The organism is Microbacterium sp. gxy059 (assembly GCF_050958665.1).
Taxonomy (GTDB): Bacteria; Actinomycetota; Actinomycetes; order Actinomycetales; family Microbacteriaceae; genus Microbacterium.
In genome coordinates, this window is record NZ_JAMXWT010000002.1 from 109,336 (window position 1) to 124,011 (window position 14,676).

At 72.9% G+C, this 14,676-nt stretch carries 18 protein-coding genes; 5 read left to right on the forward strand and 13 right to left on the reverse strand.

The annotated features are described in order from the left end of the window. Positions 1 to 38: 38 nt before the first annotated feature. Positions 39 to 530, reverse strand: coding sequence for a DUF4190 domain-containing protein (locus NHL53_RS02035; RefSeq protein ID WP_433774648.1), 492 nt, complete (start codon positions 528 to 530; stop codon positions 39 to 41). A gap of 106 nt (positions 531 to 636) precedes the next feature. On the opposite strand from NHL53_RS02035, the gene fabG reads away from it, so the two are divergent. Further along, entirely contained in the window at positions 637 to 1,359 is a 723-nt protein-coding gene (fabG, locus tag NHL53_RS02040) for a 3-oxoacyl-ACP reductase FabG (protein WP_433774650.1), read from the forward strand. 57 nt (positions 1,360 to 1,416) lie between these two features. Here the strand turns inward: fabG and serB are convergent, their stop codons facing one another. After that, a complete protein-coding gene (gene serB, locus NHL53_RS02045; RefSeq protein WP_433774651.1) occupies positions 1,417 to 2,049 on the reverse strand; it encodes a phosphoserine phosphatase SerB in 633 nt (210 codons plus the stop codon). 79 nt (positions 2,050 to 2,128) lie between these two features. Here serB and NHL53_RS02050 point away from each other — a divergent pair, with 79 nt between their 5' ends. Next, positions 2,129 to 2,926: an ABC transporter ATP-binding protein gene (locus NHL53_RS02050; RefSeq protein WP_433774653.1), complete on the forward strand. Its 798-nt coding sequence runs from the start codon at positions 2,129 to 2,131 to the stop codon at positions 2,924 to 2,926. Positions 2,927 to 3,032: 106 nt separating this feature from the next. Continuing rightward, positions 3,033 to 3,281, forward strand: a complete 249-nt coding sequence (locus tag NHL53_RS02055) for a type B 50S ribosomal protein L31 (RefSeq protein ID WP_433774655.1) — start codon at positions 3,033 to 3,035, stop codon at positions 3,279 to 3,281. A 57-nt stretch (positions 3,282 to 3,338) separates the two neighbouring features. On the opposite strand, the gene NHL53_RS02060 is transcribed toward NHL53_RS02055, so the two are convergent. Together NHL53_RS02060 and NHL53_RS02065 are read right to left on the reverse strand one after the other, a co-directional pair. Next, the gene (locus NHL53_RS02060; RefSeq protein ID WP_433774657.1) at positions 3,339 to 3,536 is read right to left on the reverse strand and encodes a hypothetical protein; all 198 of its coding nucleotides are present in this window, start codon (positions 3,534 to 3,536) and stop codon (positions 3,339 to 3,341) included. 21 nt (positions 3,537 to 3,557) lie between these two features. Beyond that, entirely contained in the window at positions 3,558 to 4,496 is a 939-nt protein-coding gene (locus NHL53_RS02065) for an exonuclease domain-containing protein (protein WP_433774659.1), read from the reverse strand. Between the two features lie 68 nt (positions 4,497 to 4,564). Between NHL53_RS02065 and NHL53_RS02070 the strand changes: the two genes are divergently transcribed. Continuing rightward, a complete protein-coding gene (locus NHL53_RS02070; RefSeq protein ID WP_433774661.1) occupies positions 4,565 to 5,446 on the forward strand; it encodes an alpha/beta fold hydrolase in 882 nt (293 codons plus the stop codon). Here NHL53_RS02070 and NHL53_RS02075 read toward each other — a convergent pair. From NHL53_RS02075 to NHL53_RS02100, 6 genes are all read right to left on the reverse strand, one after another. Then, positions 5,417 to 6,406: a COG1470 family protein gene (locus NHL53_RS02075; protein ID WP_433774663.1), complete on the reverse strand. Its 990-nt coding sequence runs from the start codon at positions 6,404 to 6,406 to the stop codon at positions 5,417 to 5,419. The two genes, NHL53_RS02070 and NHL53_RS02075, sit on opposite strands and share 30 nt — an antisense overlap. A 65-nt stretch (positions 6,407 to 6,471) precedes the next feature. Next, positions 6,472 to 8,430 carry a glycerophosphodiester phosphodiesterase gene (locus tag NHL53_RS02080; protein WP_433774665.1) on the reverse strand — a complete coding sequence of 653 codons (1,959 nt, stop codon included), beginning with the start codon at positions 8,428 to 8,430 and terminating at the stop codon, positions 6,472 to 6,474. Positions 8,431 to 8,584: 154 nt separating this feature from the next. Continuing rightward, on the reverse strand, positions 8,585 to 9,343 hold the full coding sequence (locus tag NHL53_RS02085; protein ID WP_433774667.1) for a GntR family transcriptional regulator: 759 nt from the start codon (positions 9,341 to 9,343) through the stop codon (positions 8,585 to 8,587). 98 nt (positions 9,344 to 9,441) lie between these two features. Continuing rightward, positions 9,442 to 9,921, reverse strand: a complete 480-nt coding sequence (locus NHL53_RS02090) for an Lrp/AsnC family transcriptional regulator (protein ID WP_433774669.1) — start codon at positions 9,919 to 9,921, stop codon at positions 9,442 to 9,444. A 118-nt stretch (positions 9,922 to 10,039) separates the two neighbouring features. Beyond that, positions 10,040 to 10,603 carry a histidine phosphatase family protein gene (locus NHL53_RS02095; RefSeq protein ID WP_433774671.1) on the reverse strand — a complete coding sequence of 188 codons (564 nt, stop codon included), beginning with the start codon at positions 10,601 to 10,603 and terminating at the stop codon, positions 10,040 to 10,042. Positions 10,604 to 10,613: 10 nt separating this feature from the next. Beyond that, positions 10,614 to 11,474 (reverse strand): Sir2 family NAD-dependent protein deacetylase, encoded by an 861-nt coding sequence (locus tag NHL53_RS02100; RefSeq protein WP_433774975.1) that lies wholly within the window; start codon positions 11,472 to 11,474, stop codon positions 10,614 to 10,616. A 47-nt stretch (positions 11,475 to 11,521) separates the two neighbouring features. Here NHL53_RS02100 and NHL53_RS02105 point away from each other — a divergent pair, with 47 nt between their 5' ends. Further along, positions 11,522 to 12,349 carry a TrmH family RNA methyltransferase gene (locus NHL53_RS02105; protein ID WP_433774672.1) on the forward strand — a complete coding sequence of 276 codons (828 nt, stop codon included), beginning with the start codon at positions 11,522 to 11,524 and terminating at the stop codon, positions 12,347 to 12,349. A 16-nt stretch (positions 12,350 to 12,365) separates the two neighbouring features. On the opposite strand, the gene NHL53_RS02110 is transcribed toward NHL53_RS02105, so the two are convergent. The 3 genes from NHL53_RS02110 to NHL53_RS02120 form a co-directional block, all read right to left on the reverse strand. Further along, positions 12,366 to 12,932, reverse strand: a complete 567-nt coding sequence (locus NHL53_RS02110) for a TetR/AcrR family transcriptional regulator (RefSeq protein ID WP_433774674.1) — start codon at positions 12,930 to 12,932, stop codon at positions 12,366 to 12,368. Further along, positions 12,922 to 13,521 (reverse strand): sugar O-acetyltransferase, encoded by a 600-nt coding sequence (locus NHL53_RS02115; protein ID WP_433774676.1) that lies wholly within the window; start codon positions 13,519 to 13,521, stop codon positions 12,922 to 12,924. Before NHL53_RS02115 ends, NHL53_RS02110 begins: the two co-directional genes overlap by 11 nt. Before the next feature lie 220 nt (positions 13,522 to 13,741). Continuing rightward, complete coding sequence (locus tag NHL53_RS02120) at positions 13,742 to 14,572, reverse strand: SGNH/GDSL hydrolase family protein (RefSeq protein WP_433774678.1); 831 nt, start codon at positions 14,570 to 14,572, stop codon at positions 13,742 to 13,744. Positions 14,573 to 14,676 lie beyond the last annotated feature (104 nt).

A 14,676-nucleotide genomic window follows, 5' to 3' on the forward strand; every position in this document is an offset into this window, starting at 1 on the left:
CTACGTCTCCCGGGCCGCGTGCGGCCCGGGAGCGCGCGTCAGACGCCGGCGCCGATGAACGCGAAGATCGAGCCCGCGATGAGGCCGATCACCAGGATGCCGAGGAGCGCCAGGCCGACGCTGATCCAGCCGACGATCACGCCCGTCAGGGCGAAGCCCCGTCCTCCCTCGTCGCGCCGCGCGATCTGGCGCAGCGACACGTGTCCGAGAATCACGCCGAGGATCGCGCCCACGGGGGCGAACACGAGGATGATGACGCCGAGGATCGGCACCCAGAAGAGGAAGGTGCTGAGGAGCCAGAACGCGGGGGCGGCGAGCGCGCAGATCATCGAGGTGACGGCGAGCGGATTGCTCGGCTTCGCGGGCGCGGTCGGGGCGGGGTACGCGTAGGCGGGATAGGCCTGCGGGGCGACGTACGCGGGCGGCGGCGCCTGCGGGGGCGCCGAGGGCGCGGGATAGTACGGTGCGGGGGCCGCCGCGGGCGGGGACGGCGGCTGGTCGGGCGCGCCGTACGGGTTCTCAGCGGTCATGGTGGGCTCCTCCCCGGGGGTGTGTCGCCGTCAGTCTACGAAAAAGCGCGTCCCGGCGATCCGCGTAGGCTGGTGCGACGTACGCCCACGACCTCCAGGAGTCTCCATGAGCGCAGCCGCCGACGCCCCCCGCACCGCCCTCGTCACGGGAGGGAACCGCGGAATCGGGCGGGCCATCGCCGAGCGCCTTCTGCGCGACGGCTACCGCGTCGCCGTCACCGTCCGCAGCGGATCCGGCCCGGAGGGAGCCCTCACGGTGCAGGCCGATGTGAACGACGGGGCGTCGCTCGACGCCGCGGTCGCCGAGGTCGAGAAGGAGCTCGGCCCCGTCACGACCGTCGTCGCGAACGCGGGCATCACGAAGGACGGGCTCCTCATGCGGATGAGCGACGACGACTTCGCCTCGGTCGTCGACACGAACCTCGGCGGCGCCTTCCGCACGGTCAAGCGCGCCATCACGAGCATGATCCGCGCCCGCCGCGGACGCATCATCCTCATCTCGAGCGTCTCGGGTCTGTACGGGGTCGCCGGTCAGGCGAACTACTCGGCGTCGAAGGCCGGCCTCCTCGGCTTCGCGCGCGCGGTCACGCGCGAGCTCGGCGCGCGGGGGATCACCGCCAACGTCGTCGCCCCGGGCTTCATCGAGAGTGACATGACGGCGGAGCTCGACGCGGACACCCAGGCCGTCTACAAGAAGCAGATCCCCGCGGGGCGCTACGGCTCGGCCGACGAGGTCGCCGGTGTCGTGTCGTGGCTCGCGAGCGACGACGCCGCGTACATCTCGGGCGCCCTGATCCCGGTCGACGGGGGCCTCGGCATGGGTCACTGACCCGCGTCCTCCGCGCCCCGGACGCCGCCGCAGGCGGATCGTCCGGGGCGCGTCGCGTCAGGGGAGGAGCGGGATGACCTGCGCGAGGTCGACGGGGCCGACCACGACGGGCGCCTCGCCGCGGACGCGGGGTTTCGCGTTGAAGGCGAGGCCGAGCCCGGCCGCCGCGATCATCCGCAGATCGTTGGCGCCGTCGCCGATCGCGATCGTGCGGTGCGGGGCGACGCCGTGCTCGGCGGCCCACGCGGCGAGCTGGTCGGCCTTGGCCTGCGCGTCGACGATCGCGCCGGAGACCTCGCCGGTCAGCGCCCCGCCGGAGGTCGCTAGGCGGTTCGCCCGCCAGAGGTCCACGCCGAGCCGGGGCGCGAGGTCGTCGAGGATCTCGTGGAAGCCGCCGGACACGACGCCGACGAGCCCGTCGCGCGCGTGGACCGCGTCCACGAGGTCGCCCACGCCGTGCGTCGGCTCGACGCGCGCTCGCACGCGCTCGAACGCCCCGGTCTCGACGCCCGCGAGCGCGGCGACGCGCGTGCGCAGGCTCGCGGCGAAGTCGACCTCGCCGCGCATCGCCGCCTCGGTCGCCGCGGCGACCTCGGCCCCGCGCCCCGCCTCGTCGGCGAGGAGCTCGATGACTTCGTTGCGGATGAGGGTCGAGTCGGCGTCGAGGACGATGAGGAAGCGCGCGGTCACGAGACCCGAGCGTACCGGGAGCGACGGGCGCGAGGGTGTCGCGTGCGCCCCGGGGCTCCGCGGTCGGTAGGCTCGAGGCATGACCCGTGTGCTCGAGATGAACGACGTCATCGTGCGTCGAGGCGGCCGTCACATCGTCGATCGGCTCGACTGGAGCGTGGAGGACGACGAGCGCTGGGTGATCCTCGGGCCCAACGGCGCGGGCAAGACGACCGTCCTGCAGATGGCCTACACGCTCATGTTCCCCACGAGCGGCTCGGTCGACGTGCTCGGGGAGCGGCTCGGGAAGACCGACGTGTTCGGGCTGCGCCCCCTCATCGGCTTCGCCTCCACGGCGCTCGCGCGGCGCATCCCCGCCGACGAGACGGTGCTGAACGTGGTGCTCACCGCGGCCTACTCGGTCATGGGGCGGTGGAACGAGGAATACGAGAGCATCGACGAGCGCCAGGCCCTCCGGGTGCTCGCCGACTGGAAGCTCGAGCACCTGGCCGATCGGCTCTTCGGCACGCTCAGCGACGGCGAGCGCAAGCGCGTGCAGATCGCCCGCGCCGTCATGACGGATCCCGAGCTGATGCTGCTCGACGAGCCCTCCGCGAGCCTCGACCTGGGGGCGCGCGAGGAGCTGCTGCAGCTGCTCAGCGCCTACGCGACGGCGCCAGGGACCCCGGCGATGGTCATGGTCACGCACCACGTCGAGGAGATCCCGATCGGGTTCACGCACGTGCTCCTCCTGCGCGAGGGCCGCGCCGTGGCGCAGGGTCCGATCCGCGAGACCCTGACCAGGGAGAACCTCTCGGAGACGTTCGGCATGCCGATCGCCGTGGTCGAGATGGGCGGTCGCTGGATCGCCCGCGCCGACGCGTCGTCTCGCTCCTGACGGCCGGATCCGTTCTGCTAGAATCGACGGCTGGCGCTCGAGGTGCGCCGGCATCGCCCCCGGCGATGCGATTCCCTCCTCACACACGCACCCGCAAGGACTCCGCATGAAGACTGACATCCACCCCACGTACAACGCGGTCGTTTTCCGCGACCTCGGCTCGGGCGACACGTTCCTCACCCGCTCGACCGCGACGAGCGACAAGACCATCGAGCTCGACGGCGTCGAGTACCCGGTGATCGATGTCGAGATCTCGTCGGCGTCGCACCCGTTCTACACGGGCAAGCAGCGCATCATGGACTCGGCCGGTCGCGTCGAGAAGTTCAACCAGCGCTTCAAGAACTTCGGCAAGTAAGCCGCGTACGACGAGGGCCCCGCTTCTTCGGAAGCGGGGCCCTCGTCGTACGACCGGTCAGAGGCGCAGCGTGGCCGTGCCGGCCTCGAGGTCGATGCCGTCGGGGCCGCCCGACGCGGTCGGGACGGGCGCGATGAGCATCCTCTGGGTCTGCCGTTCGCCGTCGGCGTCGTGCGCGCTCGGGCGCCACACGGCGTCGAACGATCCGCCGATGGCGGAGAGCCGGTACCGGCGGGCGAGACGATCACGGGGCATGGCGCGACCGTATCAGGGGGATCAGCGGATCGGCCAGCCGCCCTCGAGGGTTTCGCCCGGCTGCAGCTTCCCGATCTTCACGAAGTAGGCGCCGAGGCTGTCGGCCTGCGCGCGGGCCCAGCCGACCTGCTGCGCGTGCAGCTCCGCCGGGGTGCCGGGCAGGTCGGCGGCGTAGCGCTCCGCCTGGGCGAGGGCGATGCGGCCCGCGGCGATCGCGTCGGCCGACGCCTCGTGTGCGTCGTCGAGCGAGACGCCGTAGTGCGCCGCGACGATGTCGAGCGTGCGCTTCCCGCGGCGGTAGGTGTCCTGCTGCTTGTCGATCACGAGGGGATCCACGACGGGCGACGGATCCGCGAGCGGCGCGAAGCCGTGGCGGCGCGCCTCGTTCGCCAGCACGGAGAAGTCGAAGGGCGCGTTGTAGGCGACGACGGGGATGCCGGCGTCGAGCAGGCGGCCGAGGGAGGCGACGATCTCGCCGACGACCTCGCGGGCGTCGCGCCCCTCCGCGCGGGCGCGCTCGGTGGTGAAGCCGTGCACGGCCGCGGCGCCGGCGGGGATCTCGATGCCCGGATCGGCGATCCAGCTCTCCGCCTCCAGCACGGCGCCGGTCTCGTCGAGCACGCCCACGAAGGCCGTGACGATGCGGTCGGAGCGCACGTCCACTCCGGTCGTCTCGAGGTCGAACACCGCCACGCGGGAGAAGAGGCGCCCCGGCTGGGGGGCGAACTGCGCGGCGAGCTGCTCGAAGGCCATCGTGATCTCCTGATCGGCGGTGTCGGGGGAGTCGGCCGGGATCCGGCCGTCGGCGTCGAAGAGCGCCTCGACCAGCGCGTCGTCCCGACGCGTCGGGCGTCGGCGCGCGCCCGACGCGGGGCGCGGCAGCCAGCTCGGCTTCTCTCCGGGGTGGTCGAGATCGGACACCGCGAACAGCGGCGGCGGATCGGGCCACGTGGTGGTCATGCCTCGACGGTAGGCGCTGGCGGGCGGCGCACAGGGCACGCCACTCCGTGCGCCTTAGACTTGCGGCCGTGCCGGTGCCCTCTCCCTACGACGCGCTCCTCGCGCGGGTCCCCGTCGTCCGCCGCGAGATCGAGGCGGGGGGAACGCGCACGGCGTTCTGGGAGTACGGATCCTCCGACGCCCCCGTCACGATCCTCGCGGTCCACGGCTTCCGGGGCGACCACCACGGGCTCGAGCCCGTGGTGGCGCACCTCCCCGAGGCCCGATGGATCATGCCCGACCTCCCGGGGTTCGGCGAGACGCCGCCCGTCGCGGGACGCGAGCACGATCTCGACTGCTACGTCGACTGGCTCCGGGCGTTCGCGTCCCGCATCGCCCCGGGGGCGGTGGTGCTCGGGCACTCGTTCGGGTCGATCGTCGCGGCGGAGGCGGTGGCCCGCGGGCTCGAGACGCCGCGGCTCGTGCTCGTCAACCCCATCGGCGCGCCCGCCCTGGCGGGTCCGCGCGGGCTGCTCACGCGCCTCGCGATCCTCTACTACTCCGCGAGCGCACGTCTCCCGCGACGCATCGGCGAGGGACTGCTGCGGTCGCGCGTCATCGTGCGGATCATGAGCGTCGCGATGGCGAAGACGCGCGAGAAGCGGCTGCGGCGCTGGATCCACGACCAGCACGACCGGTTCTTCTCGGGGTTCAGCGACCGAGACACCCTGCGCCAGGCGTTCGTGACGAGCGTGTCCCACGACGTGCGCGCCGCCGCCCCGCGCGTCGCGCAGCCGACGCTGCTCGTCGCCGCGGTGCAGGACGACATCACGCCCATCGAGGCGGAGAGGCGCCTCGCGACGATGTTCGCCCGCGCCGAGCTCGTGGAGATCGACGGCGTCGGGCATCTCATCCACTACGAGAAGCCGGCAGAGGCCGCCTCAGAGATCCGCGGATTCGTCGGGGCGTGAGCGCTTCCTCGCCCGTGCGACGCGGGTGACGATCACGGCGACCACCAGCACGGCGGCCGCGAGGATCATCCACCAGCCCGGCGCGATGGCGAGCGCCTCGATGGCGAGGGTCTGCTGCTCGACGACGGGTGCGGTGCCGGATGCGGTGGCGGGGACCACGGGCGAGACGGCGACCGCGGCGCGGAAGAAGGGCGACCACGACGAGAGGCCGTCGAGCTGGGTGCGGACCGTGACCTCGGCGGCGGGCAGCATCTCCTCGAGGTCGTGCAGATCGGCTGCGGAGCCGGCCGTGGAGATCAGCTCGACGTCCTGCATGCGGATCAGCTGCGCCGCCGAGAGCCGCGTGTTCCCCGCGTTCTGCGCGGTGTAGGCGACCTCGGCCGATGCCGGATCCCAGGGCCAGAACCCCGTCTCGACCGCGAGCCCTCCGTCGGCGAGGCGGAGGGATGCGCGGAGGTCGCCCGCGACCTCCACGGTCACGCGCGTCGCGTATCGCATATCCGCCGAGACGGCGTCTCCTGAGCTCTCCAGGACGGTGAGCAGGGCAGCCGCGTGCTCTCCCGGCTCGGCGTCGTCGGGCACGGCGACCGAGAACGGGAGCCGGGCGGTGTCGCCGGGGGCGATCGTGAGCTCGTCGAGCTCGGGACGGATCCATGCTCCCGCTCCGTCGGGTTCGGCATCGGCGATCTCGAGACGCCCGATCTCGTCGGTGAGGGCGTCGGCCGCGGCGACGTCGAGGGTCAGCTCATCTGCTCCCGCGTTGCGGACGAGCACCGCGTCGGAGACCTGCTCTCCCGCGTCGACCGCGTAGGCGAACGAGGTGCGCTCCTCTCCGACGTTCGTGATGACGGGGGTCATGCTCCAGGCGACATCCCCGTCATCCGCGGCGGCGGGGCTGGGAGCCCAGAGGACGGCGGATGCGGCGAGGGCGGCGAGCAGAGCGAGGGACGTGCGGTGCATGGTCGGTTTCCTTCGGAAGGGGCGGGGAGGGGAGGGGCAGGCAGACTGCCCCTCCCCGCCGGGGATCACTGGATGACGGTGACGGACAGCGTCGAGGTGTAGTCGCCCGCCGCCTGGCCGAGGGGCAGGCGCAGCAGCAGGTCGGCTCCGATCACGGCGGTGTCGAGGCCCTTGAACTCGTCGCTCGGCGCGGCGGCGAGCACGGAGCTCTCGGCGAGTCCGCCGTCGACGCGCGGCGTGACCGCCTCGCCGGCGACGGCGCCCGCGCCCTCGTGTCGGACGGCGGGCGTCCAACCGAGCGCTTCGGACCCGAACGACTCGTCGCCCGCGCGGAACTCGTCCGCGCGGCCCGTGATGCTCCAGGTGCCGACCGGGTGCGCACGCGTGTCGGTGACCTCGATGTCGTTGAGGACGCCGGAGGCGACGTAGCCGTCGCCCAGCTGCCGGGCGGTGCCGAGCGAGACGACGTCCTGCGAGCGGAAGCGCCAGGTGAACTCGCCGCTCGGCCGGGGAGCGTCGGGCACGGAGACGGCGAGCGCCTGCTCGTTCTCGGCGAGCTCCGGCTCCTCGGGAGGCACAGCGCCGCCCTGGTTGTAGCGCAGGTTCCAGCCGACGAGCTGGTCGGGGCGGTCGGTGATGATGCCGTCGACGCCCATCGCCGTGAGGTCGGCCCAGCGCGACGCGTCGTTGTGCGTCCACGAGAACACCCCCATCCCCGCCTCGTGGGCGGCGGCGACGGCCTCCGGCGTCGGCGCGGACGGGTTCACGGCGTCCGCGCCGAGCGCGGCCGCTCGCTCGATCGTCTGCTGGTCGAGGCCTCCGACGAGCCACCCGAGCGTGAGATCCGGGGCCGCGGCGGCGACGTTCTCGACCGTCGTCGCGCTGAAGCTCTGCGCGAACACGCGGTCGGCGAGGTCGTAGTCGCCGATCATCCCGATGGTCATCTCGACGTCTTCCGGCGACCAGTCGCCCTTGTACTCGAGCAGCAGGTCGGCGCCGCCGTTCGAGACGTAGGTGAGGACCTCGTCGAGCGTCGGGATGACCGTGCCCGCGTAGGCGGGCGAGAACCACGAGCCCGCATCGAGCGCGCGGATCTCCTCGAGCGTCAGGTCGGAGACGCGGCCCGTGCCGTCCGTGGTGCGATCGACGGTGTCGTCGTGGATGACGACGGGCACGCCGTCCTTCGTGAGGTCGATGTCGATCTCGAAGTAGTCGGCGCCGGCGCGGGTCGCCGCGACGAAGGCGGGCATGGTGTTCTCGGGGGCGAGCGACGAGTTGCCGCGGTGCGCGGCGACGACGCCGGTCTCGCCGGGGCTGCGGTGCTCGATCGCAGGCAGGGGCTCGACCTCCTCGACGACGAGGTTGTCGAAGCGCACGCGGGAGCCGTTGACGATGAGCCCGAGCACGCCGTCGCCCGAGCGCACGAGCTGGCGGGTGCGCATGATCTCCTGGCCGTCGACGTACCAGATGCCCGTCGATCCGCGCACCTCCACCCGCAGATGCGCGTCGGCGCCGACGCCGATCGGCTCGGCCGTCGATCCCGTGTCGGTGACGTTCCAGGTCTGCCCCGCCGTGCGCTGGGCGAACTCGACGCCGTTCGGAGCGCTCGAGCCGTTGCGCAGCGCGGCATGCTGCCAGGGGACGGATCCGTCGGCCGGGGCGTCGAGCACGAGCGCGAGCCAGCGCGCGCTGTCGCGCGCGTCGTCGAAGCGGATGTCGACGTCGATCGCGTAGTCGCGGTGGTGGGAGCCGAAGAGGATCTTCGCGTCCTTGTCTCCGCTCGTCCCGACGAGCGCGCCGTCCTCGACCGCCCAGTCTCCGTCGATCACGGTCCAGTCAGCAGGGATCTCCCCGTCGTCGAACGACTCGGAGAGGAGGGTGCCGTCGTCCTCCGCGGAGGCGGGCGCGGGCGGGGGATCGGCGATGTCGGCGGAGGCCGGGGCGGACGCGAGTCCGGCGATCAGAGTCGCGGCGATCGCGCCGACGGCTCCGGACCGCACGAGATGCGCAGTGCGCATGGTCATGTGGTTCCTTCCTGAGCGGTGAGGTCGCGGGCATGTCGCCCGGGACCTCACCAGACAAGAAGGCGTCGGCGTCGCGCGGCTGTCGATCGGGCGACGTCCGGATCGCGTCGCGGCGAAGAACGGGTGTCGCGCCTCTGACGGTTCCGCCGAGCGGTCATGCGTCGTCGTCACGGGCCGAGTTGACGATGCTGATCGCCGTCGCGGTCGCGAGGTACCGATCGTCGCTGCTCTCGAAGGGGCGGCCGTCGAACGTGCGCGCGGCGCGCTGGATCCGCAGCAGCGGGGTCGTGCGGCTCACGCCGAGCAGGCGCGCGTCTTCGGATGTCGGCAGCGTCGCGGAGATGAGGTGCTCGCCGTGCGCGAGCTGCGGGCCGTGCTGACGCTCGACGATCTCCATGATGGATCGCGCGTCGTCCGGCAGATCGGAGATCGTCGGGATCAGCCACTCCGGGTAGGTGGTGCGCTTGACCATGACGGGAGCGTCGTCGATCGACTGCAGGCGCGTGAGGCGGAACACGGGGCTGCGCGGACGGATCCCGAGGGTGCGCGCCTCGGTGGCGGTCGCCCGGCCGAGGGCGCCGGACACGGTGCGTCCGCCCGGCTCGTGGCCGATCGCGCGCGCCCACTGTCCGAAGGAGCGCAGGCGGGTGGCGTCCTGAGCGAGGATGCGTCGGTGGACGATCCAGCGATTGCCCTGCCGGGAGAGGAGCTCCCGCGCGTCGCTCAGCTCGTCGAGTGCGCGCCGCACGGTTCCTCGCGCGACCCCGAAGCGGCGGGCGAGCGCCGACTCGCTCGGCAGGAAGTCACCTGGGCGCAGGCGTCCGGCGTCGATGTCGGCGGCGAGCGCGGACGAGACCGTGCGGTGCTTCGGAGCCGGGACGGATGCGGGGTCGTCGTCCGGGGAAGCGAGCATGGCGACCATCGTGGCGATGGCTCATGAACGGCGGGTGTCCTCCCGGTGCCGTGCGGCGGCCGCCTCAGCGATCCGCGGATTCGTCGGGGCGTGAGCGCTCAGCGGGTCGGCTCGCGGCGGGCGAGCTCCATGAGGCCGGAGACGCGGTAGGGGATCGCCTCGCTCATGACGAGCTGGGTCTCGGTGCGGGAGACCCCCGCGATGGCGAGGATCCGCGCGTCGACGTCGAAGAGGTGCCTCGCGTCGCGGCAGGCGACGAGCGCGACCATGTCGATCTGACCGGAGACGCCGTGCACCTGCACGATCTCGGGCACGCGGCTCAGCTCGTCGGTGATCGCCTGGAGGGCCGACTGGGTGACCCCGATCGAGATGAACGCCTGCAGCGGGAAGCCGAGGGCGGCGGGCGAGATCGAGCGCTCGGCCGATTGGAACACGCCGGCCTTCTCGAGGCGCGACATGCGCGCCTGCACGGTGTTGCGCGACAGACGCAGCTTCTCGGCGAGCGCGACGACGGTCGCGCGCGGGTCGGCCGACAGCGCGGCGACGAGCTCGAGATCGACGTGATCCAGGGAGGTCATAGTGCGGAACGCTACCAGCTCTCCGCGACGTCGAATGCACAGAATGCTCATCCGTTATCGGAACGATTGCGCGTCGTGCGCGTCTTCCCGCACAGAACTGCGGGTAACGCGCGGTGCGTCAGGACCCGCTGTAGGACACGACGCGCAGATCCGAGCCCGCGACCTCGATGACCTGCTGCGACCCGTTCCCGATCCGCTCGCCCGTGCGGGGCAGGCGCCCGCCCGTGACGTCGCGCAGGAGCCGGGCGATCAGGCCGCCGTGCGCGACGGCGATGACGGGCCGCCCCTCGGCGTCGTCGGCGATGGCGCGCAGCTCCCTCCGCGCCCGGGCGACGACCTCCTCGTCGGTCTCGGCGCCGGGGATCTCGACGCCGCCCGGGTAGCGCTCCCAGTACTCCTCGAGGCGCATGCCCTCCGCGTCTCCGTAGGCGCGCTCGCGCAGGTCGGGCCGCACGGCGGGCTCGCCCAGGCCCAGTGCGCTGCCGATGATCTCGGCGGTCTCGCGGGCGCGCACGAGCGGGCTGGCGACGAGCAGCTCCCAGTCTCCGCCGCGCAGTGCCTCGGCGGCCGCGGCCGCCTGCGCGCGCCCCGTGTCGTTGAGCGGGATGTCGCTCAGTCCCTGCAGCCGCCCCTCGCGGTTCCACTCGGTCTGTCCATGGCGTACGAGAGCGATGAGAGTCACGCCCGTGAGCCTATCGGGCGGCGTCGCTCCCCAGCGCCGCGGCGAGGCTGGAGAGCGCCTCGCTCGTCCCCGCATCGATCCTCAGGTCGACGCGCGCGTCCGCCTTCGTCTCGCCGCGGTTGACGACGACGATCGGCAGCCCGCGTCGTCGCGCGCGCTCCACGACGCGGATCCCGCTGTTGACGGCGAGCGAGGATCCGGCGACGAGCAGCGCGTCGGCCGAGGCGACGAGCTGCTCCGCGGCGCGGAACCGGGCCCGCGGCACGAACTCCCCGAAGAACACCACGTCGGGCTTGAGCACGCCGGAGCAGACCGAGCAGACGGGGACGGTCGCGTGATCCGCGGTCTCGGGCACGACATCGCCGTCGGGCCCGAGGGGCACGTCGTCCGGCACGGCGAGCCACGGATTGTCGCGCTCCATCCGCGCGGCGATCGCTCGCCTGTCGAACACCTGCCCGCAGCGCAGGCAGAGCGCTCGGCGCATCGTGCCGTGCACCTCGACGACGCGGGACGAGCCGGCGCGCAGGTGCAGGCTGTCGACGTTCTGGGTGATGACGCCCGTCGTCCGCCCGTCGGCCTCGAGCCGCGCGAGCGCGAGATGGCCGGGGTTGGGGCGCGCGGCCTGGAACGCGCGCCATCCGAGGTGGGATCCCACCCAGTAGCGGCGCCTGGCCGCCTCGTCGGAGAGGAACGTGCGCCACGTCATGGGCGTGCGCGGGCGGGCGTCCGCGCCGCGGTAGTCGGGGATCCCCGAGTCGGTGGACACGCCGGCGCCCGTGAGGACGGCGATCCGCCGGCCGTCCAGCAGATCGGCGGCGCGCGAGACGCCCTCGGAGAGGGGGAGGATCGTCGGAGACGTCACGGTCCCGATCCTAGGAGTCACGGAGGGCGCGCAGGCCGGTGCGCGAGGATGGTCGCATGCAGATCGAGCGGATCGACGACCCTGCCCACCCGAGCCTGTCGGACTACCGCGACCTCACGGACGTCGCGCTGCGCCGGGTGCTCGAGCCCGCGGAGGGGCTCTACATGGCCGAGTCGGCGAAGGTGCTCGGGAGGGCGATCGCGGCGGGGCATCGGCCGCGGTCCGTGATGACCGCGGAGAAGTGGCTGGACGACGCGACCGCCCTCGTCGGGGATCTCGACGTGCCGGTCTTCGTCGTGCCCGACGCGGTGGCCGAGCAGGTGACGGGATACACCGTGCACCGGGGGCTCCTCGCGGCGATGCGCCGGCCCGCGCTCCCGGCCGTGGCGGACGTCCTCCGCGATGCCCGCACGGTCCTCGTGCTCGAGGACATCGTCGACCATACGAACGTGGGGGCCGCGTTCCGCGGCGCCGCGGGGCTCGGAGCTGACGCGGTGCTCGTGACGCCCCGGTGCGCCGACCCCCTCTACCGTCGCAGCGTGCGCGTGTCGATGGGCACGGTGTTCCAGGTGCCGTGGACGCGTCTGCCCGACTGGTTCCCGAGCGAGGGAGAGGGGGCGCGCGACCTCCTGCACGCGAGCGGGTTCCGCATCGCGGCGATGGCGCTCGACGACGACGCGATCCCCCTCGACGCCTACGCCGCGGATCGACCCGAGCGGGTCGCGTTCGCGATGGGATCCGAGGGGCCGGGGCTCTCGCGGCGCGCGCTCGCCGCGGCCGACGACACGGTCATGATCGCCATGGCGGGCGGGGTGGACTCCCTCAACGTCGCCTCGGCGAGCGCCGTCGCGCTCTGGGCGCTGCGGCACCCGCCGGCGCGCTGACGCCTCGCCCGGGGCGTCAGGCGCCTGCCGTCAGGCGCGCGACGGCCCGCGCGACCTCCCGCGGGTCCCGGTCGCCGTCATCGAGGGCGCGATGGATCGTGAGCCCCTCGATGAGCGCGTCGAGGAGACGGGCGGTCTCGGCGTCGAAGTGGCGCTCGAGCGCGGCGCGGCTGCGGGCCATCCACGCGGCGGTGAGCGCTCGATAGGCCGGTTCGCGGGCCGCGAGCGTGTACAGCTCGTGGGTGAGCACGAGCTCGCGCGGACTCCCGAAGACGTCGTCGAGGACGATCGACACGATCGCGTCGCGGGCCGAGGCGGGGTCCGGGGCGTCGGCCATGCGCCGGGCGAAGCGGTCGCTGACCGCGGAGGAGAAGCGGGAGAGCGCCTCGTGCAGGAGCTCGTCGATCCCGTCGAAGTGGTAGGTCATCGACCCCAGAGGCACGCCAGCGGCGTCGGCCACGCGGCGGTGCGAGACGCCGGCGACGCCCCGCTCGGCGATGACGTCGAGACAGGCGTCGATGATGCGGTCGCGCCGGTCGGGGTCGTTGCGTCGGCCGCGGCGGCTCCCGGGCTCAGGCGTCATCGTCCGCCTCCCGGACGCTCCGGATCACGCGCGCGGGGTTGCCGACCGCGACGACGTCCGCGGGGATGTCGCGCGTGACGACGGATCCGGCACCCACGACGCTGTTGTCGCCGATCGTCACACCCGGGCAGACGATGACCCCGCCGCCGAGCCAGACGTTGTCGCCGATGACGATCGGCTCCGCGGCCTCGAGCTTGTCGCGTCGGGGGTCGGGGGCGATCGGGTGCGTGGGGGTGAGGAGCTGCACGTGGGGGCCGATCTGGCAGTCCTCGCCGATCGTGATCGGGGCGACGTCGAGCGCCGTGAGACCGTAGTTGGCGAAGCTGCGCGCTCCGATCGAGATGTTCTCGCCGTAGTCGACGAACAGCGGCGGCTTCACGTACGCGTCGTCGCCGAGGCTCCCGATGAGGTCGGCCAGCACCTCGCGGGCGGAGGCGTCGCCCGCGGCCTCCCGGCGGGCGTAGAGCCCCATGAGACGCACCGCGCGGCGCGCCCGGCGCTCGTTCTCCGGATCGTCGGCGATGTAGAGGTCGCCCGCCAGCATGCGCTCGCGGTTCGTGCGGGGGTCTCCGGCGAAGTGGTCGGTCATGAGCAGGACGCTACCATCTTATGCGTACGATCGTACGCACAAGATGACAGGTCGAGCGGATCCGGTTCGCGGGTCGTCCGCTGTGTGGGCGGGCGCCGTGGGGTCCTGGCGGTGATCGCGAGAACGGCGGATCCCGGGGCGACGGGGTTCGCTGTTCTCGGGTCGTCCGCTTTCCCGGGGCGCGTCGTGGTCTCAGGCGGTGAGCGCGGGTCCGTCGCGGTCAGGCGCCCGCGTCGCCCCCGGCGAACGGCGCCGCGTCGGGGCGCTTCGGCTGCAGGCCGTCTCCCGACGACTGGTGACGCAGGCGGCGCAGCACCCACGGCACGAGATGGGTGCGCGCCCAGACGAGATCCTCGCCGCGCGCCGCGCGCCAGGTGCGGGCGGGGAGGGGATCCGGCTCGAGGTGCGCGAGATCGTTCGGCACGTTGAGCGTGCGCAGCGCCATGCGCGCGACCTCGTGGTGGCCGAGGGCATTCAGATGCAGCCGGTCGTCGGCCCAGAAGCGCGGATCCTGGATCTCCCGCAGCGCCCAGAGGTCGGCGACGATGGCGTCGTGCCGCTCGGCGACGGCGCGCACGTTCTCGTTGTAGATCGCGATCTTGCCGCGCATCGCCCGGAAGACGGGGTTCCAGCCGACGTCGAAGCCCGTGAACACGACGACCGCCGCGCCCGTCGCGGACAGGCGCGAGACCGCGCCGTCGAGGAGATCCGCGATCTCGTCCGGATCCGTGCCCGGCCGCAGCACGTCGTTACCGCCCGCGCAGATCGTGAGGAGATCCGGCTGGAGCGCCACGGCGGCGTCGATCTGATCGTCGAGGATCTGCCGGATGAGCTTGCCGCGCACGGCGAGGTTCGCGTACGAGAACCCCTCCGCCTGCTGCGACAGCACCTCCGCCACGCGATCGGCCCAGCCGCGGTGCCCTCCCGGGGCGGACGGCTCGGGGTCGCCGATGCCCTCCGTGAACGAATCGCCGACCGCGACGAAGCGCCGCCAGGGGTGGGAGTCGTCGTTCGGCACGTACGGCGTGCGCGGGTCGTTCGGATCGGTCATCGCTGCTCCTCATCGGTCGACCAGCCGAATCTAGCCGCTCGACATGTGCGGCGGGGCGGCGCCTGTGAGGATCCGCGTCTCGATGTCGGAGGTCGCGACTATCG

What these genes read in the sequence shown, in the direction of transcription:
- NHL53_RS02060 (WP_433774657.1), bottom strand. Translation starts at nt 3,536, where the DNA reads ATGCCCCGTGATCGTCTCGCCCGCCGGTACCGGCTCTCCGCCATCGGC.
- NHL53_RS02080 (WP_433774665.1), bottom strand. Translation starts at nt 8,430, where the DNA reads ATGACCATGCGCACTGCGCATCTCGTGCGGTCCGGAGCCGTCGGCGCG.
- NHL53_RS02050 (WP_433774653.1), top strand. Translation starts at nt 2,129, where the DNA reads ATGACCCGTGTGCTCGAGATGAACGACGTCATCGTGCGTCGAGGCGGC.
- NHL53_RS02055 (WP_433774655.1), top strand. Translation starts at nt 3,033, where the DNA reads ATGAAGACTGACATCCACCCCACGTACAACGCGGTCGTTTTCCGCGAC.
- NHL53_RS02065 (WP_433774659.1), bottom strand. Translation starts at nt 4,496, where the DNA reads ATGACCACCACGTGGCCCGATCCGCCGCCGCTGTTCGCGGTGTCCGAT.
- NHL53_RS02105 (WP_433774672.1), top strand. Translation starts at nt 11,522, where the DNA reads ATGCAGATCGAGCGGATCGACGACCCTGCCCACCCGAGCCTGTCGGAC.
- NHL53_RS02085 (WP_433774667.1), bottom strand. Translation starts at nt 9,343, where the DNA reads ATGCTCGCTTCCCCGGACGACGACCCCGCATCCGTCCCGGCTCCGAAG.
- NHL53_RS02115 (WP_433774676.1), bottom strand. Translation starts at nt 13,521, where the DNA reads ATGACCGACCACTTCGCCGGAGACCCCCGCACGAACCGCGAGCGCATG.
- NHL53_RS02110 (WP_433774674.1), bottom strand. Translation starts at nt 12,932, where the DNA reads ATGACGCCTGAGCCCGGGAGCCGCCGCGGCCGACGCAACGACCCCGAC.
- NHL53_RS02090 (WP_433774669.1), bottom strand. Translation starts at nt 9,921, where the DNA reads ATGACCTCCCTGGATCACGTCGATCTCGAGCTCGTCGCCGCGCTGTCG.
- NHL53_RS02120 (WP_433774678.1), bottom strand. Translation starts at nt 14,572, where the DNA reads ATGACCGATCCGAACGACCCGCGCACGCCGTACGTGCCGAACGACGAC.
- NHL53_RS02075 (WP_433774663.1), bottom strand. Translation starts at nt 6,406, where the DNA reads ATGCACCGCACGTCCCTCGCTCTGCTCGCCGCCCTCGCCGCATCCGCC.
- fabG (WP_433774650.1), top strand. Translation starts at nt 637, where the DNA reads ATGAGCGCAGCCGCCGACGCCCCCCGCACCGCCCTCGTCACGGGAGGG.
- NHL53_RS02035 (WP_433774648.1), bottom strand. Translation starts at nt 530, where the DNA reads ATGACCGCTGAGAACCCGTACGGCGCGCCCGACCAGCCGCCGTCCCCG.